Origin of the sequence: Streptomyces sp. NPDC101132, assembly GCF_044759225.1 — a bacterium.
In the GTDB taxonomy this organism is placed as follows: domain Bacteria; phylum Actinomycetota; class Actinomycetes; order Streptomycetales; family Streptomycetaceae; genus Streptomyces.
On sequence record NZ_JBIVYX010000005.1, the window covers coordinates 32,889 to 55,199 of the forward strand.

General features: G+C 72.3%; 25 protein-coding genes. 8 read left to right on the forward strand and 17 right to left on the reverse strand.

Annotation, left to right across the window (positions count from 1 at the left end):
- Positions 1-310 precede the first annotated feature (310 nt).
- Both ACIQUR_RS13000 and ACIQUR_RS13005 read right to left on the reverse strand, forming a co-directional pair.
- A complete protein-coding gene (locus ACIQUR_RS13000) occupies positions 311-1,627 on the reverse strand; it encodes a PhoH family protein (protein ID WP_403662807.1) in 1,317 nt (438 codons plus the stop codon).
- Between the two features lie 345 nt (positions 1,628-1,972).
- Positions 1,973-2,734 (reverse strand): isoprenyl transferase, encoded by a 762-nt coding sequence (locus tag ACIQUR_RS13005; RefSeq protein ID WP_403662810.1) that lies wholly within the window; start codon positions 2,732-2,734, stop codon positions 1,973-1,975.
- 94 nt (positions 2,735-2,828) lie between these two features.
- Here ACIQUR_RS13005 and mgrA point away from each other — a divergent pair, with 94 nt between their 5' ends.
- Entirely contained in the window at positions 2,829-3,896 is a 1,068-nt protein-coding gene (gene mgrA, locus ACIQUR_RS13010) for an L-glyceraldehyde 3-phosphate reductase (RefSeq protein WP_403662813.1), read from the forward strand.
- Between the two features lie 141 nt (positions 3,897-4,037).
- Here the strand turns inward: mgrA and ACIQUR_RS13015 are convergent, their stop codons facing one another.
- A complete protein-coding gene (locus ACIQUR_RS13015) occupies positions 4,038-4,769 on the reverse strand; it encodes a prepilin peptidase (protein ID WP_403662816.1) in 732 nt (243 codons plus the stop codon).
- Positions 4,770-4,937: 168 nt separating this feature from the next.
- Between ACIQUR_RS13015 and ACIQUR_RS13020 the strand changes: the two genes are divergently transcribed.
- Together ACIQUR_RS13020 and ACIQUR_RS13025 are read left to right on the forward strand one after the other, a co-directional pair.
- Positions 4,938-5,291, forward strand: coding sequence for a DUF192 domain-containing protein (locus tag ACIQUR_RS13020; protein ID WP_403662819.1), 354 nt, complete (start codon positions 4,938-4,940; stop codon positions 5,289-5,291).
- Positions 5,292-5,397: 106 nt separating this feature from the next.
- Positions 5,398-6,009, forward strand: a complete 612-nt coding sequence (locus tag ACIQUR_RS13025) for an SMI1/KNR4 family protein (protein WP_403662822.1) — start codon at positions 5,398-5,400, stop codon at positions 6,007-6,009.
- Positions 6,010-6,155: 146 nt separating this feature from the next.
- Here ACIQUR_RS13025 and ACIQUR_RS13030 read toward each other — a convergent pair whose 3' ends face one another.
- Genes ACIQUR_RS13030 through ACIQUR_RS13040 form a run of 3 tightly spaced genes read right to left on the reverse strand, consistent with a single transcriptional unit; the run spans position 6,156 to position 9,290 of the window.
- Positions 6,156-6,581 (reverse strand): DUF3592 domain-containing protein, encoded by a 426-nt coding sequence (locus ACIQUR_RS13030; protein WP_403662825.1) that lies wholly within the window; start codon positions 6,579-6,581, stop codon positions 6,156-6,158.
- Between the two features lie 2 nt (positions 6,582-6,583).
- The gene (locus tag ACIQUR_RS13035; protein ID WP_403662828.1) at positions 6,584-7,186 is read right to left on the reverse strand and encodes a hypothetical protein; all 603 of its coding nucleotides are present in this window, start codon (positions 7,184-7,186) and stop codon (positions 6,584-6,586) included.
- Between the two features lie 22 nt (positions 7,187-7,208).
- Complete coding sequence (locus tag ACIQUR_RS13040; protein WP_403662831.1) at positions 7,209-9,290, reverse strand: hypothetical protein; 2,082 nt, start codon at positions 9,288-9,290, stop codon at positions 7,209-7,211.
- A gap of 458 nt (positions 9,291-9,748) precedes the next feature.
- Here ACIQUR_RS13040 and ACIQUR_RS13045 point away from each other — a divergent pair, with 458 nt between their 5' ends.
- Positions 9,749-11,017 carry an extracellular solute-binding protein gene (locus tag ACIQUR_RS13045; protein ID WP_403662834.1) on the forward strand — a complete coding sequence of 423 codons (1,269 nt, stop codon included), beginning with the start codon at positions 9,749-9,751 and terminating at the stop codon, positions 11,015-11,017.
- Between the two features lie 285 nt (positions 11,018-11,302).
- Here the strand turns inward: ACIQUR_RS13045 and ACIQUR_RS13050 are convergent, their stop codons facing one another.
- Positions 11,303-11,926 carry a hypothetical protein gene (locus ACIQUR_RS13050; RefSeq protein WP_403662837.1) on the reverse strand — a complete coding sequence of 208 codons (624 nt, stop codon included), beginning with the start codon at positions 11,924-11,926 and terminating at the stop codon, positions 11,303-11,305.
- A gap of 162 nt (positions 11,927-12,088) precedes the next feature.
- On the opposite strand from ACIQUR_RS13050, the gene ACIQUR_RS13055 reads away from it, so the two are divergent.
- Positions 12,089-13,249, forward strand: coding sequence for a serine hydrolase domain-containing protein (locus ACIQUR_RS13055; protein ID WP_403662840.1), 1,161 nt, complete (start codon positions 12,089-12,091; stop codon positions 13,247-13,249).
- 42 nt (positions 13,250-13,291) lie between these two features.
- Here ACIQUR_RS13055 and ACIQUR_RS13060 read toward each other — a convergent pair whose 3' ends face one another.
- The 3 genes from ACIQUR_RS13060 to ACIQUR_RS13070 all read right to left on the reverse strand — a co-directional run bounded on the left by ACIQUR_RS13060 (position 13,292) and on the right by ACIQUR_RS13070 (position 15,315).
- Positions 13,292-13,618 (reverse strand): nuclear transport factor 2 family protein, encoded by a 327-nt coding sequence (locus tag ACIQUR_RS13060; RefSeq protein ID WP_403662843.1) that lies wholly within the window; start codon positions 13,616-13,618, stop codon positions 13,292-13,294.
- Positions 13,619-13,716: 98 nt separating this feature from the next.
- A complete protein-coding gene (locus tag ACIQUR_RS13065) occupies positions 13,717-14,538 on the reverse strand; it encodes a polysaccharide deacetylase family protein (protein ID WP_403663900.1) in 822 nt (273 codons plus the stop codon).
- A 255-nt stretch (positions 14,539-14,793) separates the two neighbouring features.
- Positions 14,794-15,315: an ATP-binding protein gene (locus ACIQUR_RS13070; protein WP_403662846.1), complete on the reverse strand. Its 522-nt coding sequence runs from the start codon at positions 15,313-15,315 to the stop codon at positions 14,794-14,796.
- A 269-nt stretch (positions 15,316-15,584) separates the two neighbouring features.
- On the opposite strand from ACIQUR_RS13070, the gene ACIQUR_RS13075 reads away from it, so the two are divergent.
- Both ACIQUR_RS13075 and ACIQUR_RS13080 read left to right on the forward strand, forming a co-directional pair.
- Positions 15,585-16,436, forward strand: coding sequence for a helix-turn-helix domain-containing protein (locus tag ACIQUR_RS13075; RefSeq protein ID WP_403662849.1), 852 nt, complete (start codon positions 15,585-15,587; stop codon positions 16,434-16,436).
- Positions 16,437-16,445: 9 nt separating this feature from the next.
- Positions 16,446-16,637 carry a hypothetical protein gene (locus ACIQUR_RS13080; RefSeq protein ID WP_403662852.1) on the forward strand — a complete coding sequence of 64 codons (192 nt, stop codon included), beginning with the start codon at positions 16,446-16,448 and terminating at the stop codon, positions 16,635-16,637.
- Between the two features lie 48 nt (positions 16,638-16,685).
- Here ACIQUR_RS13080 and ACIQUR_RS13085 read toward each other — a convergent pair whose 3' ends face one another.
- Positions 16,686-17,096, reverse strand: a complete 411-nt coding sequence (locus tag ACIQUR_RS13085) for a nuclear transport factor 2 family protein (protein WP_403662854.1) — start codon at positions 17,094-17,096, stop codon at positions 16,686-16,688.
- A gap of 101 nt (positions 17,097-17,197) precedes the next feature.
- Between ACIQUR_RS13085 and ACIQUR_RS13090 the strand changes: the two genes are divergently transcribed.
- The gene (locus ACIQUR_RS13090; protein WP_403662857.1) at positions 17,198-17,806 is read left to right on the forward strand and encodes a TetR/AcrR family transcriptional regulator; all 609 of its coding nucleotides are present in this window, start codon (positions 17,198-17,200) and stop codon (positions 17,804-17,806) included.
- A gap of 137 nt (positions 17,807-17,943) precedes the next feature.
- Here the strand turns inward: ACIQUR_RS13090 and ACIQUR_RS13095 are convergent, their stop codons facing one another.
- From ACIQUR_RS13095 to ACIQUR_RS13120, 6 genes are all read right to left on the reverse strand, one after another.
- Positions 17,944-18,816, reverse strand: a complete 873-nt coding sequence (locus ACIQUR_RS13095; RefSeq protein ID WP_403662860.1) for a hypothetical protein — start codon at positions 18,814-18,816, stop codon at positions 17,944-17,946.
- Between the two features lie 218 nt (positions 18,817-19,034).
- A complete protein-coding gene (locus ACIQUR_RS13100) occupies positions 19,035-19,694 on the reverse strand; it encodes an OmpA family protein (RefSeq protein WP_403662863.1) in 660 nt (219 codons plus the stop codon).
- A 4-nt stretch (positions 19,695-19,698) separates the two neighbouring features.
- Positions 19,699-20,295, reverse strand: a complete 597-nt coding sequence (locus ACIQUR_RS13105; RefSeq protein ID WP_403662866.1) for a hypothetical protein — start codon at positions 20,293-20,295, stop codon at positions 19,699-19,701.
- 30 nt (positions 20,296-20,325) lie between these two features.
- Positions 20,326-20,964, reverse strand: a complete 639-nt coding sequence (locus ACIQUR_RS13110; protein WP_403662869.1) for a pilus assembly protein TadG-related protein — start codon at positions 20,962-20,964, stop codon at positions 20,326-20,328.
- Positions 20,965-20,966: 2 nt separating this feature from the next.
- The gene (locus tag ACIQUR_RS13115) at positions 20,967-21,197 is read right to left on the reverse strand and encodes a hypothetical protein (protein ID WP_403663903.1); all 231 of its coding nucleotides are present in this window, start codon (positions 21,195-21,197) and stop codon (positions 20,967-20,969) included.
- A 212-nt stretch (positions 21,198-21,409) separates the two neighbouring features.
- Positions 21,410-22,306 (reverse strand): response regulator, encoded by an 897-nt coding sequence (locus ACIQUR_RS13120; protein ID WP_403662872.1) that lies wholly within the window; start codon positions 22,304-22,306, stop codon positions 21,410-21,412.
- Between the last annotated feature and the right edge of the window lie 5 nt (positions 22,307-22,311).

Sequence of the window (22,311 nt, forward strand, 5' to 3'; positions counted from 1 at the left end):
GGGCCCGTGGGCAACTCCCCTGAGAGGAGTGCCGCATGGTGCTTCCGGGCGGCATACGGCGTCGTCTGTTCAGTTGTTGCCTGCTGTGCAACTCCGAGGAGGTACACGGGTGCCGTATGCGGGGCCTGACGGAAGCAAGACTCTGCCGGAGGTGGACGGCGCAAGGCAATTCCCCGTTACGTGTGAAAGCTCACACCAGGCATGACGCAGAAGGTTTTTGGAAACCCCTGTGCGGCACGGCGCCGCCCGGCTAGGCTCCTGTGCCTTTGCCGGGCGGCGCCAACTGGCTGTCCGTTTTAACCGGTTACGGTCAGATCGTCTCCAGCATCTCGGTCACCAGGGCCGCGATCGGCGAGCGCTCCGACCTGGTCAGGGTGATGTGCGCGAAGAGCGGATGCCCCTTCAGCTTCTCGACCACGGCGACCACTCCGTCATACCGGCCCACCCGCAGGTTGTCGCGCTGGGCGACGTCATGGGTCAGGACAACCCGGGAGTTCGCCCCGATACGGGACAGAACGGTCAGCAGGACGTTGCGTTCCAGCGACTGCGCCTCGTCCACGATGACGAACGCGTCGTGGAGCGAGCGGCCCCGGATGTGGGTGAGCGGCAGCACCTCCAGCATGCCGCGGCCCAGCACCTCCTCGATCACCTCGCGCCCGGCCACCGCCGAGAGCGTGTCGAAGACCGCCTGCGCCCAGGGGCTCATCTTCTCGGCCTCGGTGCCCGGGAGGTACCCGAGGTCCTGGCCGCCCACGGCGTACAGCGGCCGGAAGACCATCACCTTCTGGTGCTGGCGGCGCTCCAGTACGGCCTCCAGGCCCGCGCAGAGCGCCAGCGCCGACTTGCCGGTGCCGGCCCGGCCGCCCATCGACATGATGCCGACGTCCGGGTCGAGCAGCAGGTCCAGCGCGATGCGCTGCTCGGCGCTGCGGCCGTGGATGCCGAAGGCCTCGCGGTCGCCGCGCACCAGCCGGACGTTGCCGTCGGCGGTGACGCGGCCCAGGGCCTTGCCCCGCTCGGACTGCAGGACGAGTCCGGTGTGCACCGGGAGTTCGGCCGCCTCCGGCACGTACAGGCGCTCCTCGGAGAAGAGGAGGTCCACCTGCTCGCCGGAGAGCGCGAGCTCGCTCATGCCGGTCCAGCCGTCGCCGGTGATGGCCAGCTCCGCGCGGTACTCCTCGGCGAGCAGGCCCACCGAGGAGGCCTTGATGCGGAGCGGCAGGTCCTTCGACACGACCGTGACGTCGTACCCCTCGGCCTGGAGGTTGCGGGCGACCGCGAGGATCCGCGAGTCGTTGTCCCCGAGCCTGAAGCCGGCGGGCAGGACACCCGGGTCGGAGTGGTTGAGCTCGACACGCAGGGAGCCGCCCAGGTCCCCCAGCGGAATGGGGGCGTCGAGCCGGCCGTACCGGACGCGGAAGTCGTCGAGCAGGCGGAGGGCCTGGCGCGCGAAGTATCCGAGTTCGGGGTGGTGCCGCTTGGCCTCCAGCTCGGTGATCACGACGATCGGGAGGACGACCTCGTGTTCGTCGAAGCGGGAGAACGCGTGCGGGTCGGCCAGCAGGACGCTGGTGTCGAGAACGTAGGTGCGCCTGTCGGGCGTGCGGCGCTTTGTGCTGGTCACCACGGAAGGACGTACCCCCTCGAGTGAGGTCGGGCCATGAAGACCGGACCGGTCATCGGCCGCAATGCCAGGGCCGATTTCCGGCCCTCCGCTTCGTACGTGCGGTCCGCACGCGCGTCCTGGTGCAAAGGGCCTCCCGGGCGGACGGCCCGGTGCCGTCCGCTGAGACTCGACACCCGTGGATCGGGCGTCGACCTGGTTGGGATATTCCCTCGAACACGCCGTGCCATGCCATGGCATATGACGGACGCGGGGTGAAGTCCTCGTGAAGGCCTTGCGCGGATGCGCTGGTGGGGGGCGCGGCGGGGGCCCGGCGGTGCCGGGGGGCCGCGGCGGCCCGAGAGGCCGTCAGGTGCCGTAGCGCCGGTGGCGGGCCGCGTAGTCGCGCAGCGCCCGCAGGAAGTCGACCTTGCGGAAGGCCGGCCAGAAGACCTCGCAGAAGTAGTACTCGGAGTGGGCGCTCTGCCAGAGCATGAATCCGGACAGGCGCTGCTCGCCGCTGGTCCGGATCACGAGGTCCGGGTCCGGCTGGCCGCGGGTGTAGAGGTGCTCGGAGATGTGGTCGATGTCCAGCTTCTCGGCCAGCTCCTCGAAGGAGGTGCCCTTCTCCGCGTGCTCCAGGAGGAGGGAGCGGACGGCGTCGGCGATCTCCTGGCGTCCGCCGTAGCCCACGGCGACGTTGACGAGTATCCCGTCGACCCCGTGCGTGGCCTCCTCGGCCTCCTTCAGCACGCCCTGGGTCTGCGCGGGCAGGATGTCGAGGTTGCCGACGTGGTGGACGCGCCAGCGGCCGTCGGCGGCCAGGCCGCGGACGGTGTTCTCGATGATGTTCAGCAGCGGGCGGAGCTCGACCTCGGGACGGTCCAGGTTGTCCGTGGACAGCATCCACAGGGTGACGACCTCGACGTCGGTCTCGTTGCACCAGCCCAGGAGCTCGGAGATCTTGTCCGCGCCCGCCTGGTGGCCCTGCTCGGTGGTGCCGCCGGAGGCCTTGGCCCACCGGCGGTTGCCGTCGAGGATGACGCCGATGTGCTTGGGCACCGCAGCGTGATCCAGGCGGCCCTCCACGCGGCGTGCATAGAGTCGGTACACCAGGTCGCGCAGATTCACGTTCTTCCAGCCCCTCCGTGCCAAGACCCCGTGCGAATCGCTTCCCCCGACTGCGCCACATTACTGCGCCCCGGGAGGGGCGGCCCAACCCGGGATGTCACAAGTCCGTGATAGGGAGGACAACGTGACTGATAACAATCCCTATCGGGCAGCAGCGGAACGGTACGACGCGATGGAGTACCGCCGCACGGGCCGCTCCGGCCTCAAGCTCCCCGCCATCTCCCTGGGCCTCTGGCACAACTTCGGCGACGACCGTTCGCTGGAGTCCCAGCGGGCCATCCTGCGCCGCGGCTTCGACCTCGGCATCACGCACTTCGACCTGGCGAACAACTACGGACCGCCGCCCGGCTCGGCCGAGCTGAACTTCGGCAAGATCTTCGCCCAGGACTTCGCCGCGTACCGCGACGAGCTGGTGGTCTCCACCAAGGCCGGCTACCTGATGCACCCCGGCCCGTACGGCGAGTGGGGCAGCCGCAAGTACCTGCTCAACTCGCTCGACGCCTCGCTCCGCCGGATGGGCCTCGACCACGTCGACATCTTCTACTCGCACCGCTTCGACCCGGAGACCCCGCTGGAGGAGACCATGGGCGCCCTCGCGTCCGCGGTCCAGCAGGGCAAGGCGCTGTACGTCGGCGTCTCCTCCTACACGGCGGAGCAGACCCGCGAGGCCGCCGGCATCCTGCGCGAGATGGGGGTGCGCCCGCTGATCCACCAGCCCTCGTACTCCATGATCAACCGCTGGACGGAGGAGGACGGGCTGCTCGACACCCTGGAGGAGGCCGGCATGGGCTGCATCTCCTTCGCGCCGCTGGCCCAGGGGCTGCTCACCGGCAAGTACCTCAAGGGCATCCCGGAGGGCTCCCGCGCCACCCAGGGCAAGTCCCTCAACCCGGACCTGCTCTCGGACGAGGTGCTGCGCCGGCTCAACGGCCTGAACGAGATCGCCGCCCGCCGCGGCCAGTCGCTGTCCCAGCTGGCCTTGAACTGGGTGCTGCGCGACGAGCGGATGACCTCGGCCCTGATCGGCGCGTCGAGCGTGTCGCAGCTGGAGGAGAACGTCGCGGCGCTGTCCGGCGCGCCCCTGACGGAGGAGGAACTGAAGGAGATCGACTCCTTCGCCGTCTCCACCCCGGGCACCAACATCTGGGCCCAGCGCGGCTGACCACCCGCTGACCTGGGGTTTCCCGGGACCCGTCCGAAAACGGAAAACGGGCCGGTCCGTGGGGGGGATACGGACCGGCCCGAGGGGGGGGTTCCACCATAACCCTTCGTAAAGCGTGCTGCGTGCATTGCCGCGACACGATTACGCTCCGAGTCCGCCCAGGAGCAGTCCGGTGAACGCCCCGGCGGCCATGAAGGGACCGAACGGCAGGGCCGTCTTTCGGCCCGCCCGGCCCCGCAGCACAAGGGCGAGGCCGTAGATCCCGCCGTAGAGGAAGCCGAGGAAGGCTCCGACGAGCAGTACCCCCCACCCGTACCACCCAAGAGCGACCCCCAGGGCGAGCGCCAGCTTGACGTCCCCGAAGCCCATGCCGTTCGGGTTGATCAGGAACAGCAGGAAGTACGCCGCCCCCAGCACCAGCCCGCCCAGCAGTCCGCCGCGCCAGGACCCGGCGGCCCCCGGCGTCAGCGCGGCGGCCCCCAGCAGCGCCGCGGCCCCGGCGGCCAGCGGCAGCGTCAGCACGTCGGGCAGCCGGTGCACCGCCCGGTCCACCAGGGCCAGCAGCACGGCGAACGGCGCGAGCAGCACCCACACCGCGGCCTCGGGCACGGTCCCGGCGGCCCAGGCCAGCGCCCCGCACACCACGCCGGTGAGCACGGCGACCCGCACCGGGTGCGGCCCGTACGGGACGCCGGCGCAGCGGGCCGTCCCCAGCCAGCCCCCGGCCCGGCCGGTGAGCGGATGGCCCTGGGGGCAGGCCGCGCGCCAGGGCTCGCCCGGCTCGACGGCCAGCCGGTAGGCGGCGCGCGGCAGCGCCAGCCCGGCGGCGGTGCCGTACCCGACGGCGGCGAGGGTGATCAGGAGTGCGAGCACGCCCCCGACCCTAGGGAGCCCCTGGGCCCGGGTCATGGGCCCGTGGACCCATTCGCGGCAGGGCGGGCGGGGCCTAGCCTGGGCCGGGCACCCGCACGGCCCGGGCTGCGGGTGGCCCGGGACACCGCGGATGCGGCACCCGGAGGCACGGCTGGGAAGGGGACGCGGATGGCGCGGCGCTGGCAGGACGGCAAGGGGACGCTGACGGTGGACGGCCTGGACGTGCCGGTGGAGATCGCCGCCTCCTACCGGGCCCGCACCCGGGGGCTGCTCGGGCGGGACGGGATCGAGGGGGCGCTGCTGCTGACCCCCGCGGGGAGCATCCACACCTTCCGGATGCGGTTCGCGATCGACGTGGCGTACCTCGACCGGAACCTGCGGGTCCGTGCGGTGCGTACGATGCGGCCCGGACGTCTGGGCCTGCCCCGGCCGCACTCCCGGCACGTGCTGGAGGCGGAGGCCGGGCAGATGGCCCGCTGGGGGCTGCGGCCGGGCGTCACCGTGGGACTCCACCGGGTCTGAGCGGGACGCCGCGGCCGGGGCGACCACGGGCCGGACGCCCGCCGGGCGGCGGCGGGGCGCACGGTAGGTTGGACCGGTTGGGCTCGGGCTGTGGTGGGGAGCGGTCGTGACGGAGAACGCGCAGGTGGCGGCGCTTGAGCGGCTGATGCCCGCGGTGCACGGCGCCGACGAGGAGATCGACTGGGCGGCCGCGGAGGCCGCCTGGGGCACCCGCTTCCCCGCCGACTACGTCGCCTTCATGGCCCGGTTCGGCGCCGGGGGCATCAACGGCGAGGCGAGCGTCCTGCTGCCGCTGGCCAAGCGGGGCCCGCAGTGGGACCCGGACCAGATGGCGGAGGAGACCGCCAACGCCCGTGCCCAGTGGGGCGTGCTCGGCGGCCGGGCCGCCTTCGAGGCGGACCCCGCGCACATCCTGGCCTGGGGGGTGACCGGCGGCTCGGACATACTCTGCTGGCTCACCACCGACCCGGACCCGGACCGCTGGCCGGTGCTGGTGTGCGGGCGGCACACGGCCGAGGTGTTCGCGCTCCACCCGTACGGGATGGCGGAGTTCCTGTGCCGGCTGTTCTCGGACGAGTTCGAGGTGAATCCGGTGTCCCTGGTGTTCTGGGACAGCGAGCGGCCCCAGACCTTCGTGAACTGGCGTGAGGAGCAGCGCCGCTGGCTGGCCGGGCTCAACCCGCAGACGGGCGAGCCGGACCCCTACGCGGGGCGCTGAGGGCCCGTGAGGGGGCGCTGAGGCCCGTACACCGGTCCGTGCCGTGCACGCGTCCCGTACGCGCCCGTACGCCCGTACGCGTCCGCGCCCGCCCCTCCGCGTCGCGCGCCCGCCCGTACGCGTCCCCGCTCCGGCCCCGCTCCGGCCTATTCGCCGCCGATGAGCACCATCAGCGTCCCGGAGAGCAGGGCCGCCAGGCCGCAGCCCACCGTGAGCACCGCCGCCTGGCGTACGGGCGCCCAGCCGGCCCCGCGCCCCGCGATGGTGGCGGTGCGCTCCGGGTCGGCCGGGTCGTAGGTGACGGTGACCGGGTCGCCTGTGCCGGTGGTCCAGGGGGCCAGGTCCCGGAACTCGACCTCGCGCCCGTCCTCCGCGGTCCGGAAGCGGAAGAAGTGCTCCCGCGCGTCGGTGTCCGAGTGGGTGACCACCCGGGCGCACTCCCCCGGCACCCGCACCCCGTGCCGCACGGTGCGCAGCACGGTCGCCAGGCGGCGGCCGTACGTCACGGCGACGGCGCCGAAGAGCAGCGCCATCGCGCCGAAGAAGAGGTAGCCGCCGCCCGGGACCCGCACGTTCAGCGCACCTCGACGCTCTTGACGACCGCGGCCAGCTCGGAGCCGCTGCGCTCGGCCTTCACCGTGTCCACGCGGACCGCGAAGGACTGCCCCCTGGAGTCCAGGCCGGTCAGGATCAGCCCGGCGACGCGGGTGCCCTTGGGCGGCCCGCCGGGCGCGCCCGTGGCGGTGAACTCGAAGTCGATGCGCTTGGCCGCGCCGGTGCCCGCGAGGTCGACGTCGCGGGTGCCCTGGAGGGTGGAGCCGAGCTGGATGCCGGCCTCGGCGCCGATCGCGGCCTCCTCGACGGAGTCGGCGTTGGTGAAGTTCATCCTGATGCTGATCACCGACTCCTTGTGGCCGGACCGCTCGCGCACCGCCGTGGGCCCGTCCTTCGCGGCCTCCTCGCGGTAACCGCCGGCGCCCTTGGGGTACGCGACGCTGACGGTGGGCGTCCTGAGGGTGCCCCAGCCGTCCGGGACCACGGCCTGCGGACCCGCGCCGCCTCCCCCGCCGCCTCCGCCTCCGCCGGCGGTGCCGCAGCCGGCGACCAGCGCGGCGGCGGCGAGGGCCGTGGCGGCCGCCCTGACGGTCTTCCATCGGGTTCCGGTCGTGCTGCTCACGCGTGCCCGCCCCTCTCCTCGGTCAGTTCGCACAGTAGCTGTAGGGGACGTAGCCGCGGGTGCCGTTGCGGGGCGCTCCCAGGAACTCGGCCTGGTTGAGCACCTCTTCCTTCTTCTCCGTGTTGACCGAGAAGCCGAGGCTGAGGCCCAGGTTGAGCTCGAAGCCGTACTCCGCCGCGTCGGTGGTGCCGGTGTAGCGGGTCCGGCTGGAGCGGCCCTTGTCGAAGAGCAGCTGCCCGAAGGGGTCGTCCGGGCCCGGCCGGGTGGTGGGGGCCCGGTCGCCGAAGAGGTAGAGGAAGGGCGCCGCGTTGTCGCCGCGGCCGTCGAGCCAGGCCTGGGCGAGGGCCCGGTCGGCCGCGCCCTTGGGGCCCGGCTCGAAGCTGATCGAGTTGGTGATCACCTGGATGCCGGTGGTGTTGTTGGTGCCCTTCACGCCCGCGCTGCCGCCGCGCTTGTCGTCGTCCTTCCTGCCGTTGTCGCCGCCGCCCTTGACCCCGTCCTTCGTGCCGCCCTCCTCGATGGTCTGGGTCATGTCGATGCGGATCAGCTCGCCGGTCTTCTTGTCGTACGTGACGGTCAGCGCGCCGGTGCGGACGGTGGTGGCGCCCGCCTCGCCGCTGAGCCCGCCCGCCTCGTACCCGACCTTGGTGCCGTACTCCAGGGCGGCGGTGTACGTGTAGGACTTGGTTCCCTTGAAGTCGTTGTCGGTCCAGGTGGCCTCGGGCGAGAACTTGAAGTTGCCGCCGAGGGTGGCGCTGAGCTTCTTCTCGTCGGCGGCGGAGAGCTTCAGCCCGGCGCCGGCGGAGAGTTCGAGGCCGACCTTGCCGTAGCCGATGTGGCGGTCGCCGAGCTTCTCCTCGACGCGCTTGCGGATGCGCTCCTCCTCGGCGAGCGGGCCCTTGCCGAAGATGGCGAGGATGCCGTTGCCGAGGCTGGCGTCGGCGCCGCCGGGGGACTTGCGCATCGTCTCGTACATCTTGAGCTTTTCGAGGTCGTCGCGGAACCGGGCGGCCTCCTCGGGGCTGCGGAAGACCCAGGTGTCGCCGTTGGTGACCTTGATGCCGGCGCCGAGTTCGACCTTGTCGGCACCGAACCTGCCGACCTTCATGCCGGGTTTGAAGTCCTTCTTCAGGGCTGCGGAAGCGGCGTCCGTGAAGGTGACGAAGACGTACTGGTCCCTGCCGTCGATCACCCCGTCGCCGTTGACGTCCTCCTTGGCCTGGAAGACCTGCTGCTGGAAGCCGTACTCCTGGCCCCACTCGAAGAACAGCACCTTGGCCTTGGAGCCGGCCTTGTCGGTGACGCTGGAGAGCTGGCACAGCGGGGGCTCGAAGTCGGCGTCGGTCAGCGGGGGTCCGCCGGCCTGGTTGCCGCCGCCCGCGCAGCCGCCCGTACCGCCGCCGAGGGCGCCGACCGCGCAGAGCAGGCGGGTGGTGAGGGAGCCGCCGATGCCGGCGGCCCCGATGCCGAGCACCAGGGCGCCGACGAGCAGGACGGAGCCGAGGTACTCCATGGCGGTGGCGCCGCGGTCGTACGGGGGGCGGCGATGCGGGAGCCGGCCGTACGGGGTCTGGTCGTACGCGGTCCGGCCGTACGGGCTCTGGTCGTACGGGACTCGGCCGTACGGGGTGCGCCGGCCGGCGTAGGGGCCTCCGGCGGTGCGGTCGGCGCCCGGCTCGGGGTCGGGCTCGCGCAGCCGGGCCACCGCGACACCCGTGACGGTGCCGGCCGCGACCGCGGCGCAGGACATCAGCACGCCCTCGACGCCCGCCCGGTCCCGCTGGATCGCCAGGTTCAGCACCTGGGCGACGGCCGGCACGGCGCAGGCGGCCAGCAGGTGGCGGCCCCGGTGGTGGCGGTGCGGGGCCGGATGGGCGGCGGCCGCGGCCCAGGCGGCGAGCGCCACGCAGACCGCGTTGGGCAGGTGGAGCAGGAGCAGCCGCCCGCCGAAGCCCGCCAGGCGGTCCGGGTCGGCGAAGGTCCCGTAGATCCAGCCGACTTGCACGTATTCGGTGAGGCACAGGACGAGCAGCCCCGCGACCCAGGCCCGTACGAGCGCCGCTCCCGCGCCGCTCCGGTACGGGACCTCCGTGGTCCCCCGCATCCGACCGCCCTCCCCTGCCGTACCCGGAAACTGCGCAGCAGCGTCGCCCGGGCGGAAGCGGAACGCGCGGGCCCGTGGGCCCAAGACGGGGCCCAGAGGACGGCTGGGCCCGGGGCTGGGCCCGGGCGTGGGCCCGATCGGCCGGCCGGCGCGGCGGCCGGCGCGTCAGTCGGCGCGGCGGCGACCGGGTGCGCGACGACCGGCGGACAAACGGGACGCAACGGCGGTCTACGCGCGTGGGAATTGTTGATCAGATGTCGGAAAACACCAGTGGGAATTCGGCCAGTTGGGGCAACCCCCACACCTGCGGCCCGAAAGGCCAGATCCCGCCGAATACGGGAGAGAATTCCGGGCGCAACGGGACACCGAGGGACACGGCAGCCCTGAGCAACCCATAAGCAATAACCGGAACCAAAGAATTTCAGGGGTTTTCGACCGTGCGACGAAGAATCTTCGGCGTGACCGCTTCGGCGGCCGCGCTCGGCCTGCTCAGCACCCTCACCGCCTGCGGCAGTTCCGCCGGATCCGGCGACGACGTCGTCCTCCGCCTGGTGGCCGCCGAGTACGGCGACTCCCCCGGCACCAGCGCCAAGCCCTTCTGGGACAAGGTGACCGCGGCCTACCGCGAGGAGCACCCCGGCATCCGCGTCGAGGTCGAGCTGCTGCCCTGGGCGGAGATCGACCGCGAGGTGACCCGGCGGGTCGCCGACGGCAACGCCCCCGACATGGCCCTGATGGGCGCGTACTCCGACTTCGCGGCCCAGGACAAGCTGTACGAGGCCAGTGAGCTGCTGTCGGTGTCGGCGGAGGCGAACTTCCTGCCGCCGCTGGCGGAGGCCGGGTCGGTGGGGAACCGGCTGTACGGACTGCCCTTCGTGGCCAGCAGCCGGCTGCTGTTCTACAACGAGGAGCTCTTCGACAAGGCGGGCATCGAGCCGCCGAGGACGTGGAAGGAGCTGAAGAAGGCCGCCGAGGCCCTCAAGGACGACGGCGTCGCGTACCCGTACGCGCTGCCGCTCGGCCCGGAGGAGGCCCACGCCGAGGCGATGATCTGGGAGCTGAGCAACGGCGGCGGCTGGGCCAACAGCGGCGGCGGCTACGCCATCGCCTCGGACGCCAACACCCAGACCTTCGTCTGGCTCCGGGACAACCTCGTCGGCAAGGGCCTCACCGGCCCCGTCGCCCCCGGGAGGCTGAACCGCAAGGACGCCTTCGCGGCCTTCCTGCGCGGCGAGGTCGGCATGCTCAACGGATATCCGTCGCTCGCCCACGAGGCGAAGGCGAAGGGAATTCCGGTCGGCACGGTGGAAATGCCGGTGGCGGACTGGCTGCCCAAGGGCGAGACCCCGCCCACCATGGGCGTCGCGGACTGGATGATGGCGTTCAAGCAGAACGGCAACCGCGAGAGCGTCGGCTCCTTCCTCGACTTCCTCTACGAGGACAAGAACCTCAACGAGTTCGCGAGCCGGTACCACCTGCTGCCCTCGACCACCTCCGCCACCCGCGTCTCGAAGGACGCGGCGGCCGACGAGGTGGACCAGAACTTCCTCACCGCCCTGCGCGGGGCGCAGCTCTACCCCGTGAACGAGCCGTCCTGGCTGAAGGTCAGCGACACGATCAAGCACAACATCGGCCGCGCGGTCGCCCCGGGTTCCGACCCGAAGGCCGTGCTGGAGGACATCGCGGAGCAGGCCCGCGGCACCTCGAAGAAGAAGCAGGACGGCTGACGGTCCGCTCGTCCGGTCCTCCGGTCCGCCGGTCCGCCGGCCCTCCGCTTGTCCGGTCCGCCGGTCCGCCGGTCCGCCGGGACACCAGCCGCACGTCTCCCCGTACCACGTGCGCAAGGTCCCGCCCGGACAGGACTTCGGACCCGTGCCGCGGCCACCCCGACGCGGCAGCATGGACCCCGCGGCGTCGATCCGACGCCCAGGCGGTCGTCGCCCGCACCGCACCCACAAGGCGCCCGCGGGCCGACCCGCCCCCTCCTGCTCCCGCCCTCGCCGTCCCCGGCCCTAGCCGAGGCTCTTGCGGAGCTGCTCGCAGCTGGAGTCCCAGGTGACCCGGCCGGCCACGGTGACGGTCTGCGCGTCGGGACCGGTGCGGCTGATGCTCCACTCCGCGGTGTAGACGCCGGTGTCGCAGGCGACCCGCTTGCCGGTGGGGTGGGTGGTGCGGAGCGTGTGGTGCCGCCCCGCCTTCGCCTCCTCGAACTCCGCCACCAGTCCGCCGCGCGCGTCGCGCAGCACGGCGCGCAGGGTCACGTCGTGCGTGCCGCTCTTGCCCGCCAGGACGCTCTTCCTCAGCACGGCCGCGCTGTGCACCTCGTACGCGAACTCGAAGGCCGGCTCGTACCGGGCCGTCGCGGGGTCCCCCACCTGGCCGCCCCACTCGGGCGCACCCTTGGGTCCCGGCTTCTGCTTCTTCGCCATCTGCAGGCCCGAGTGGAGGCGGAACTGCCCGTCGAGCCGCCGGCGGCCGTCCTCGGACCACTCCTGCCGCATCTTGTCCCCTGCCGGGTCCTGTACGTACGACCCCGAGGGCGGGGCGGCGGCCGGGGCCCCGGCGGCGGTGAGCGCCGGGGTGAGGGTGAAGAGGGCTGCGGCGGTGGTCACGAGGGCGAGCCGGATGCGCTTCATGCCGGGACAACGGAGCGCGCGTGCGGGGCCGTTACGTGGGCCGTGCGGGGTTCACCCGTAAGGGCCGGGCGGGCTCCTGAGGGGTCACGGATTCATGATATGAGTCGATCTTCGACGGTCTCCGGTCAAGGATCGCCGGAACCGATCACAGGGGGAACTCACATGACCGAGGCGGGGAACGAGGACGTGCAGGGCGGTGTCCGGGGAGCGGGCGACGGTGTCCACGGGCAGGTAGCGCCCGGCTGGGAGCCCGTACGGGACGAGCTGGCCGCGTTCGTGGCCGGCGAGCGGCACTCCCCCGAGGCGCAGCTGGTCCTGCACCACAAGGGCCTCCGGGTGGTGGACCTGTGGACCGGCGAGGACACCGGCCCGGACACGCTCGGGACGGTCTACTCGATCACCAAGGGCGCCGCGCACCTGGTGGTGGCGCTGCTCGTGCAGGAGGGCCGGATCGACCTGGACCGGCCGGTCTCGGCGTACTGGCCGGAGTTCGCCGGGCACGGGCTGGAGCGGCTGACCGTGCGCGAGCTGCTGGCGCACCGGTCGGGGCTGATCGGCGTCGAGGGCGGCTTCACGTACGAGGAGCTGACGGACGACGCGGCCCTCGCGGCGCGGGTGGTGCGGGCGGAGCCGTACTGGGAGCCGGGGACGAAGTACGGGTACCACGCGATGACCATCGGGGCCCTGACCGGCGAGCTGGTACGGCGGGTGACGGGCCGTACGGTGGCCGAGGAGTACGACGAGCGGCTCCGGATCCCGTACGGCCTGGACTTCTTCATCGGGCTGCCGGAGGAGCTGGAGGAGCGCTGGGCGCCGATCCTGCCGATGCTGCCGACGAACGAGCAGCTGGCGGCGCGGGCGGCGCTGGGCGGGCCGGGCGAGCTGCAGCTGGTCGCCTTCAACTGGAACACCGAGCCGCGGCTGGACCTGGTGGACTTCGCCAACGACCGGCGGGTCCGGGCCGGCGGCCCGGCCTCGTCGGGCGGGGTGGGCACGGCGCGCGGGATCGCCGGGATGTACGCGGCCGCGCTGGAGCTGCTGGAGCCGGAGACGGCGGCGGAGTGCGCGCGGCTGACCACGCCGGGCGCGGACGCGGTCGTGCCCCAGCAGGACGCCTTCGGCCTGGGCTTCGAGCGGCAGCCGGCGGTGGGCGACCGGGCCTTCGGGCACAGCGGCGCGGCCGGGGCCAACGCCTTCGCCGATCCGGCCACGGGGCTGGCGTACGCGTACACGCGCCGCCGGTTCGCCTTCCCGGGCGGTGCGGCGCCGGAGAACGACCGGTTCGCGCGGGTGGCGGTGGAGGTGGCGGGCCGGCTGGGCTGACCCGCCGGGGGTGGGGCGTACGGGCCCTCGGGCGGTACCGCCTCAGGCCTGGCCGGTCTCGAAGCGGCTGACCTTGCCTCCCTGGGTGACGGTGAACCGCCACAGGGTCCGCATCTCGCCCCAGGCGTCATTGCGGTAGCCGACGACCAGGGCCCGGCCGCCGTCGGACTCGGTCTGCACGTCCATGTGGCCGTTCGAGTCGAAGATCTCGCGGTCGGTCCACTCCTTCAGGTCGCGTTCCGACCCGTCGTCGGACATGGTCGCGTCGGGCGTGAGCAGGTCGAAGAACGCCTGCCGGTCGTGGCTGTTGACGGCCGCCACGAAGGCGGCGACGGCGGGGTCGCTGAGCTTGCCGGGGGCGATGGACACGGGGGCTCCTCGGGGCAGGGGGAACGGGCATTCCTCAGGGAACACCCGGAGGGCCCCCGATCCACCGACCCTCACCCGGTCGCCGGACGGCGGGCGTGTCAGGAACCGGGCTTGTCCCACACGGGGAAGTCGGTCTTCCGTCCCTGCTCCTTCAGCTCACCCAGGAACCGGTCCAGGGCGGTGACGGTCTGGCCGCGGCTGCCGCCGCCGTCGTGGAAGAGCACGGTGCCGCCCTTCTTCGGCAGCTCCTTGTGGATGTTGTGCATGATCGCGGAGACGCCCGGCTTCTCGAAGTCCTTGGTGTCGACGTTCCAGCCGAGCGGCCGCATCCCGTTGGCGGCGGCGATGCGCCGGCTGTCGGGGGTGAAGGCCCCGCCGGGCGCGCGGTAGTAGTCCACCTTCGCCGACCCGCCGGCGGCCTGCTCGATCAGCTTCTTCGCGTCCAGGATCTCCCTCTCCTGGTACGCCACGGGCTTCTTGTCCATGCCGGTGTCGTGGGACATGGTGTGGTCGCAGAGCCGGTGCCCCTCGGCGACGACGCGCCTGACGAGGCCGGGGTACGCCTGGGCCTGCGGCCCGACCATGCAGAAGACCGCCTTCACCTGGTGCTCCTTCAGCACCTCCAGCACCTTGGGCGTCCAGGTCGGGTCGGGCCCGTCGTCGATGGTCACGTTCACCGCGTCGCCGCCGCCCTGCGGCTCGTGCGCGATGCCCTGCGGCACCTGCCTGAGCGCCGGGGGCGCGGCGGGGTTCTTCGCGTCCGGCTGCCCCTTGTCGCGGGCCGCGGGCCTCGTACCGCCGTGGGACCCGGCCTCGGACGCCGTGATCTGCGTCGCGCCCCACACGGCCGCCGCGAGCGCGAGGGCCGAGGCCACGACCACGGCCTGGTTGGTGTACTTCGGCTTGCGTATCTTCGCCATCTTCATCCGTCGTTCCTCCCGCCCATGATGACGTGACCCCCCAACGGGAGGTTGCAGCGACCTCCATGACCAAACGGCAACAAACCGAACCAGGGACCAAAGCCCCACCAGGCCTTTATCCGCGTCCCGTCCGTTCCGCGAGGCCCTCCCCCGCCCCGGCCCTCACCCGGTGCCGGCGTCGGTCGAGCGCCGGTCCACCCGTATTTCGTCGCCGTCGCGCGCCTCCGGCGACGGCGCTCTGCCATGAACTTCCCGTCAGCCGCGCTGCGGGGTCCAGTAGGCGTGGGCGCCCTTGCGGGGGAGGGTTACCCAGGTGCGGGTGCCGCCACCCGGTTCGCGGGAGTCGCCGAAGCCCCAGTCGCCGCCGCATTCGCGGACGACGACCGCCAGGAGGCGGAGCGCGGAGCGGCGGCGGGCCTCGCAGGCGGCGGCCAGGCGCGGGTGCTCGTGGGACGCGTGGCCGTCGTAGACGATCAGCCGGAGCGCGTCGTCGCGGTAGCGGGCGGAGAGGTAGAGCTCCTGGCCGGGGTTCAGGTGGCAGGCGGCCGCGACCAGTTCGCCGGTGATCTGCTCGGCAACGGGTACGAAGCGGTCCATGCGGTGCGCGCGGAGGGCGGCGGTGACCGTACTGCGCGCGATGCGCCCGCTGTACGGCTCGCCAGGGACGGTCAGGCTGCACGCGAGCCCTTCGGGCGGCGGTGCGTCCGTACGGGCCGCTGCCGGGGGTGAGGCGGGGCAGCCGGTGGCGCGGGACGCGGGCAGGAAGGGGCTGAGCATCGCGGACTCCCTTGAGTGACGTGGCGTTTGTGGCATACGTGACTGATGGGGCGTGGCGAGTTCGACGCGCACGAGTGGCTACGCGGTGCGGGTGTGGTGGTTGTGGCCTGTCGGTAGGCATGGGCATACCCATCCGACGCGCTTCAACTCCCGTTGCGTGAGCGGTGCGTTACTCAATGTAGAGGGGAGGGTGGCCTTTTGGCCACCCGATCAAGGAACTTGGACCAACGCGTGGCCCGAGCGCCACCCGCCGGGGCAGACTGGCCCCCATGGCCCAGCGGACGTCACCCACCCAGCGGCAGCGACGACTCGGCGCCGAGCTGCGCAAGATGCGGCTGGCGGCGGGGGTTTCGGCCGAGTCCGCGGCCGGCCTCCTGGGCGTGGACCGCTCCAAGGTGTCCGCCATCGAGTCGGGCATCCGCACCATCAGCGAGGAGCGCCTGCGGACACTGGCGTGCCACTGCGACTGCGCCGACGAGCAGTACATCGCCGCCCTCGTGGAGATGGCGCAGCCGCGGCAGCGGGGCTGGTGGGAGCGGTACCGGGGATCGCTGTCGGCGGCCGTTCTGGACATCGCCGAGCTGGAGGCCCATGCCCGCCGCATGCGGTACGCGCACTCCGTGCACATCCCGGGGCTGCTGCAGACCAGCGACCACGCGCTCGCGGTGTTCCGCTTCGTCGTGCCCGCCCTCCCCGAGCCGGAGGTGGCGCTGCGGCTGGCCCACCGCCTGGAGCGGCAGCAGGTACTGGAGGGCGCCGGCGCCCCCGAGTACACGGGAGTGGTCCACGAGGCGGCCTTGCGCATGCAGTTCGGCGGGCCGAAGGTGGCCAAGGCCCAGTTGGAGCACCTGCTCCACATGACCGAGCACGACAACGTCACCCTGCGGGTGCTCACCTTCGAGGCCGGTGGCTTCCCGGGCGCGGGCCAGACGGTCAACTACGTGGAGGGAAGGGTGCCGCAGCTCGACACCGTGCAGGTGGACAGCACGCACGGCCCGGACTTCCTGCACGCGGACACCCAGCTCACGAAGTACCGGGCGCATCTGGACTGGATGGAGCGGCTCAGTCTCACCCCCGGCGCCTCGCGCGACTTCATCCGACGGCTGGCAAGCGAACTCTGAGGAGACCCGATGGTCGACATCACCTGGGAAGAGCCGTTCTGCGGCGAGGGCGCGAGCTGCTACCGCATCGGCACGGACTCGGACGGCAACAGCTACATCGCCCTCGCCGGGAGTGAGGACCGGTACCTCACCGACTCCGGCGAAGCGCTCCGGCAGCTGATCCGGGACATCAAGGCCGGCAAGGCGGACCACCTGCTGTAGGGCGGAGGCCGCGCGTGCGCCGCCGCAGGCCCCGTCGGCGGCGAGGGGTCACAGGCGGCGGTCGGTCTCGTCGATGGGGACGTCGTTGATGCTCGCCTCGCGGCGGCGCATCAGCCCGTCCCCGTCGAACTCCCACTGCTCGTTGCCGTGGCTGCGCCACCACTGGCCGTCCGCGTCGTGCCACTCGTACTCGAAGCGGACCGAGATGCGGTTGCCGGTGTACGCCCACAGCTCCTTGCGCAGCCGGTAGTCCAGCTCGCGCTGCCACTTCTCGCGCAGGAAGGCGCGGATCTCGTCGCGGCCGGTCAGGAAGCGGTCGCGGTTCCGCCAGACCGAGTCCTCGGTGTAGGCGAGGGCGACGCGCTCGGGGTCGCGGGTGTTCCAGGCGTCCTCGGCGGCCTGGACCTTGGCGCGGGCGGACTCCTCGGTGAACGGCGGCAGGGGCGGGCGCGGGCTCATGGCGGATCCCTTCAGGGGCGGGGAGGGGTGGAGAACGTTCGTTCTCCTTTCCTTTCGGAGCCTAGAGAACGAACGTTCTCCGCGCAAGCGATAATGGCGGCATGAGCACCGACACCGAGACCAGGACCCGGCTGCTGGACGCCGCCGAGACGCTCTTCTACGCCCACGGCGTGCAGGCCGTCGGCATGGACCGGCTGCGGGCCGAGTCCGGCGTCCCGCTCAAGCGGCTGTACCGGGTCTTCCCGGCGAAGGAGGCGCTCGTGGCGGCGTACCTGGAGCGCCGGGACGAGCGGTGGACGACCTCGCTGCGTACGTACGTACTCGCGCGCCCGGACGCCCGCGAGCGGGTGCTCGCCGTCTTCGACTGGCTGGGCGAGTGGTTCGCCGAGCCCGGCTTCCGCGGGTGCGCCTTCCTGAACGCGTACGGGGAGCTGGGCACCGCGGTGCCGGCGGTGACCGAGGTCGTACGGACGCACAAGGCGCGGCTGCGGCAGTTCCTGGGCGAGCTCGCGGAGGGCGTGGGCGGGGGTGACGACCTCGCCGACCGGCTGATGGTGCTGGTGGAGGGGGCGACGGTGGTGGCGGGCGTGGCCGCCTCCCCCACACCGGCACCGGCCGCGCAGGCGCGGGAGGTGGCGGAGCTGCTCCTCACCCGGCCGGGGGGCCCGGGCCGGGCCCCGGGCGGCGCGACCCCTGGCGCACTGGGCTGAGGAAGCGCCTGGCCCTCCGCCCCTTCTCCGCGCGGTTGGTCCCGGACGACCGTCTCGTTCGGGGAGCGGGTGCGCGTCCCCGGGCCGTTCGGCTTCGAGCTCGGCACCTCCACGTTCACGGCCGCCGGGTCCTGGCCCTAGCCGCGTGCGGCGTTCCCGATGGCGCCGCCCGCGCCGCCGATGCCTCCGGCGCCGTACCCGGGGACGAGGATGGCGCCGGCGTCCCGGAGGAAGTCGCCGGCCCGGCGTCGGGTGCCCTCCCGGCCGCCGTCTCCGCTGCCGCGCTGCCCCTGGGTGGCGCCCTCGCCGATGCCGCGCTGCCCCTGGGTGGCGCCGGAGGTGGCGTGCCGTCGGCCCTCCGTACCACCGTCGGTGGCCAGTTGGCCCTCCGTGGTGGCCGCGCCTCCGCCGGCGCCGCCCAGGGCCCCGCCGCCGCCACCGCCCACGGCACCGCCGCCGACGCCGCCGAGCGCGCCGCCACCGCCGCCGCCGACGGCGCCGGCCCCGATGCCACCCAGCGCTCCCCCGAGACCGCCGATGGCGCCGCCGCCCAGACCCGCCGCCGTGCTGCCGCCTTCGAGGCCGCCGCTCGCGCGCCGCCGGCCGTCGGAGCTGTCGTCCCCTTCGCGTTGGCGGCCGTTGCCCTCGCCCGGACCGGGCTCGCCGGTGGGGTTGGGCTCCGGCCTGATGAGGGGCTTGCCGGCGAGGTCGCCCGTACCGTCCCCGCCACAGGACCCGCCACCGCCCAGGGCGCACACGGCCTGCTCAAGGCGGCCGGTGACCTGGCCGCCCACACTGCTGACCGCCATCGCACCGATGATCAGGACCACGACGAGGACGATGCCCAGGTATTCGACGGCACTCTGCCCCCTGTCCCCGCCCCTTCCTCCTCCGCGTCCGATCCCGAACCAGGCGCGGCTCTCGGGGTGGGCGAGCGCGAGGACGATCAGGAGCGGTACGAGGAGCTGGCTGTAGAGCAGGACCACGACGGCCCGCAGCTGCGTGGGCATCCCCGAACCGGCCCCGGGCCGCCCGTCCCCTCCGTACCCATGCCCGTACCCGCGTCTCAAGGCTGTACCTGAACCGGCCATCGCTTCGTCTCCCCCTGGCTGCTGCGCGTGCACGTGGCAGAACCGGCCCCGCCGGGTGGGTGGCGGGGCCGGTTCGTGCGTGGACCGACGGTGCGGGGCCGGTGGGTTCGTTCGTTCCTGTACTGCTTCTTCCCTGGCTACTGGCCGCCCTCACCGCGCGGGAAGGAGATCTCGACGCGGCGGTTCTTCTTGCGGCCTTCCTCGCTGCCGTTGTCCGCGATCGGGTAGTCCTCGCTGTAGCCGCGGATGTCGAAGGTGATGCCGGGGTCGAGGTCCTTGGCGAGCTGCCGCTGGACGGCGTCGGCGCGCTGCTTGGAGAGCACCTTGCCGTGCTCGTAGGTGCCGAGGTTGTCGGTGAACCCGAAGACCCGGACCTTGGTGGCCTTCTGCTTGTTGATCTCGGCGGCGATGGCCTGGATGCGGGCGGTGGCCTGGGCGTTGAGGACGGCGCTGTCCTTGGGGAACAGCACCTCCGCCTGGAGCGCCATCATGATCGTCTCGTTGGTGTCCTGGCGGCGCTCCTCGCCGCCGAGGTCCTCGACGACCTGGGCGATGTCGAGCACCTTGGGCGGGGCGAGGGTGGCGCCTTGGGGGAGCTTGAGACCGGGTGAGTTGGAGTCGATGGGGACGTCGGGCTGAGACGACGCCTCGGTGCCGGGCGGCACGGAGGGCCTGTCGTCGGCCCTCGCCGCGGTGGCGGCAACGACGTTGGCACCCCCGATGACGAGGGCTGCGGCGATGGCGGTCACGGCGAGGCGCGATGGCCCCTGACGCCGGCGGTTGGCGTTCTCGGTCATGGGGTCACCCCGAGATCTTGATCGTCGCGGTGGCGAAGGTGGGGAGCTGGAAGTCCACCTGGGCAGTGCCCTCGGGGGGCGCGGGGAACTGGGCGAAGAAGGGCACGGACTGACCTGCCTTGATGCTGACGAGACCCATGGTGCAGAGGCACTTGCCGTCCGTGTCGCGGAGCACGTAGTAGCGCTTCTTGCCCACGGAATCGGTGAGCATGGCGCCGGCTACCGAGTCGCCGCTCGCGCTGACACCCTCCTCGTTCCCGCGCCAGGCCGAGGTGCCGTTGTAGTTCTCGCTCGCGGAGTTCTTGATGCTGCCACTGACCGTGAGGAAGCCCCCCTGGTCTCGGTTGGCCGAGTTGATGATCAGCTCAACGCCGCCATCGCCTTTCGCCGTTGCCAGGACCTGGCTCTGGTCGGGGGTGTTCTCGGCATCGGGACTCTTCTCCCCGCTCCCCTGGGGCTTCGCGGCGGACGACTGGCCGGCCTTGTCGGGCTGCTTGCCGTCGTCCCCGCCACCGCAACCGGCCAACGTGAGGGTCAGCGCTGCCGCCATGGCTACAGCGGCCGCTCCCCCGCGGACCTTCATCGTCTGCCGAATGCTCATGTGTGCCGCTTCCTTGTCTGTCGTTCGCTCTTAGTCGACCAGTCGCACGCTGAAGAGGAGCTTTGCCAGCTCGCGCCAGGGATCCGGGTTCAGGGGATCGAACGTCACGTCCCCGCCCTTGCACTTGAGATCGAAGGGCTTGGGCTCGTCGTCGTCCTCGTCGTCCCCGGGGGGCGGGTCGTCGCCGTCGCCGGGGTCCACCGGGTCGTCGCCCAGCCGGCACCGCGGCTCGATCACGGCGGCGGCATCCGCCGTGCCGTGCATGGTGCTGGTCCCCGGGACCACGGACTCGCCGACCGCCTTGTCGGTCTTCACCGACGCCTCGAAGCGCGGGAGCACGACCGAGCAGGACTGCAAGGACGCGTGGTTCTCGCCGGCGAAGGCACTCGCCGCACCACAGGCCCCCTCCAGATCCAGGAGCTCGCCCTTCAGGAGCTTCTCCCAGTCCTCCCGCTTGAGCAGTCCGAGACTGAGGCCGGGCTTGAGGTGGTCGCGGGCGTCCGTGGCCGCGGCGAGGGCGGCGGCGTCAGCGGCGCCCTGCGCCGTGCTTCGGGTGGCGGAGGCCATGCCGACGGCGAAGAAAGCGAACGCGGCAAAGAGCAGGCCCGCCACCACTACGACGTAGATGGGGAAGGCCTGCCCTTTGTCCTGCTTGAGACCGAGGCGCAAGATCAGCCGGCCTTGATCTTGTCCACCTGCTCCTTGATCTTGGTGGTGATCGCCGTCCCGATGCCCGACGCGACGATCGCGAGGATCAGCGCCACCACGACCAGGATGATGCCCAGGTACTCGAAGGCCGTCTGGCCGCGGTCCAGGTTCGCGTACCGCTTCTGAATGCGGGTCACCGCGGTGTTGGCCCAGCCGTTCACGCGGATCTTGGTGTCGACGGCGGCCTTGAGCATCTTGTCGTTCGACATGGGATTCCCCTCCCGGTCCGGCCGACCGGTGATCGGCCGACGCGCAAGTCTCTGTAGTGCCTGCGGCATTCCCGGCGTCTTCGCCGGTGCCGCTTTCGACACGAGAAACGTACGACCGGGAGCCCCTCCCGCCCGAGGGCCCCAGGGCCCAACCCCGGGCCCAATCCGCGGCGTGGGCCCCCGGGCCCGGGTGGCGCTCACGCATGGCCCGTCCCCGGGCGGGCCGTGCCCAGCCAGACCGCGATGGCCTCGCTGCGGCTGGCGGTGTGGAGCTTCGCGAAGATGCGGTTGATGTGGTTCTTGACCGTCTTCTCGCTGATGAAGCAGGTGGCGGCGATCTGCTGGTTGCTCATCCCGGATGCGATCAGGTCCATGATCTCCACCTCCCTCGAACTCAGCCCGAAACCGGTGCGATTGTGTGCCCGCTCAGAAGACTGTGCCATATGTGGTTGCGTTTGCGAAGGGGTGTGCTGGGGAATCCCGGCATACGGAACCCCCGTCGCGAAGAACTGCCCCAGACCTTCCGGCAGCGGACCCCGCTCCGTCGCCCCCTCCCGCACTTGCGCCAGCAACGCACTCGCGGCCGTGGCCGTGAAGTGGGCCCGGCCCTCCTTCACGTCCCGTACGGCCTGCACCAGTTGGTCCGCGGTGAACTCGCCGTGCACCAGGTACCCGCCGGCGCCCAGCCTCAGCGCCTCACGGACGATCTCGTCCTCGCGGCTGTACGTCAACATCATCACGGGCGCGATCTGCACCAGGTACGGCAGCGCGGAGATGCCGTCGACGCCCGGCATCCGCACGTCGAGCAGGACCACGTCCGGGCGGTGCTGCTGGGCGAGTTGGACGGCCTGGCGGCCGTCGGTGGCCTCGGCGGCCACCTGGATGTCCTCGCGGCCGCCGAGCAGGACCGTGAGGCCCGCCCGTACGACGGGGTTGTCGTCGGCGACGACCACGCGGAGCGGAGGGGACCGGAAGGGATCGGGGAACGCCGGGGCCGGCTGGGGAACCGGCAGGTGGGCGGGCGTGTGCTCGGAGCGGAGCGATGCGGCTCCGGAGCTGCGGTGCTGGGACACGTGGAACGGGTCGTCCGGCATGGGTG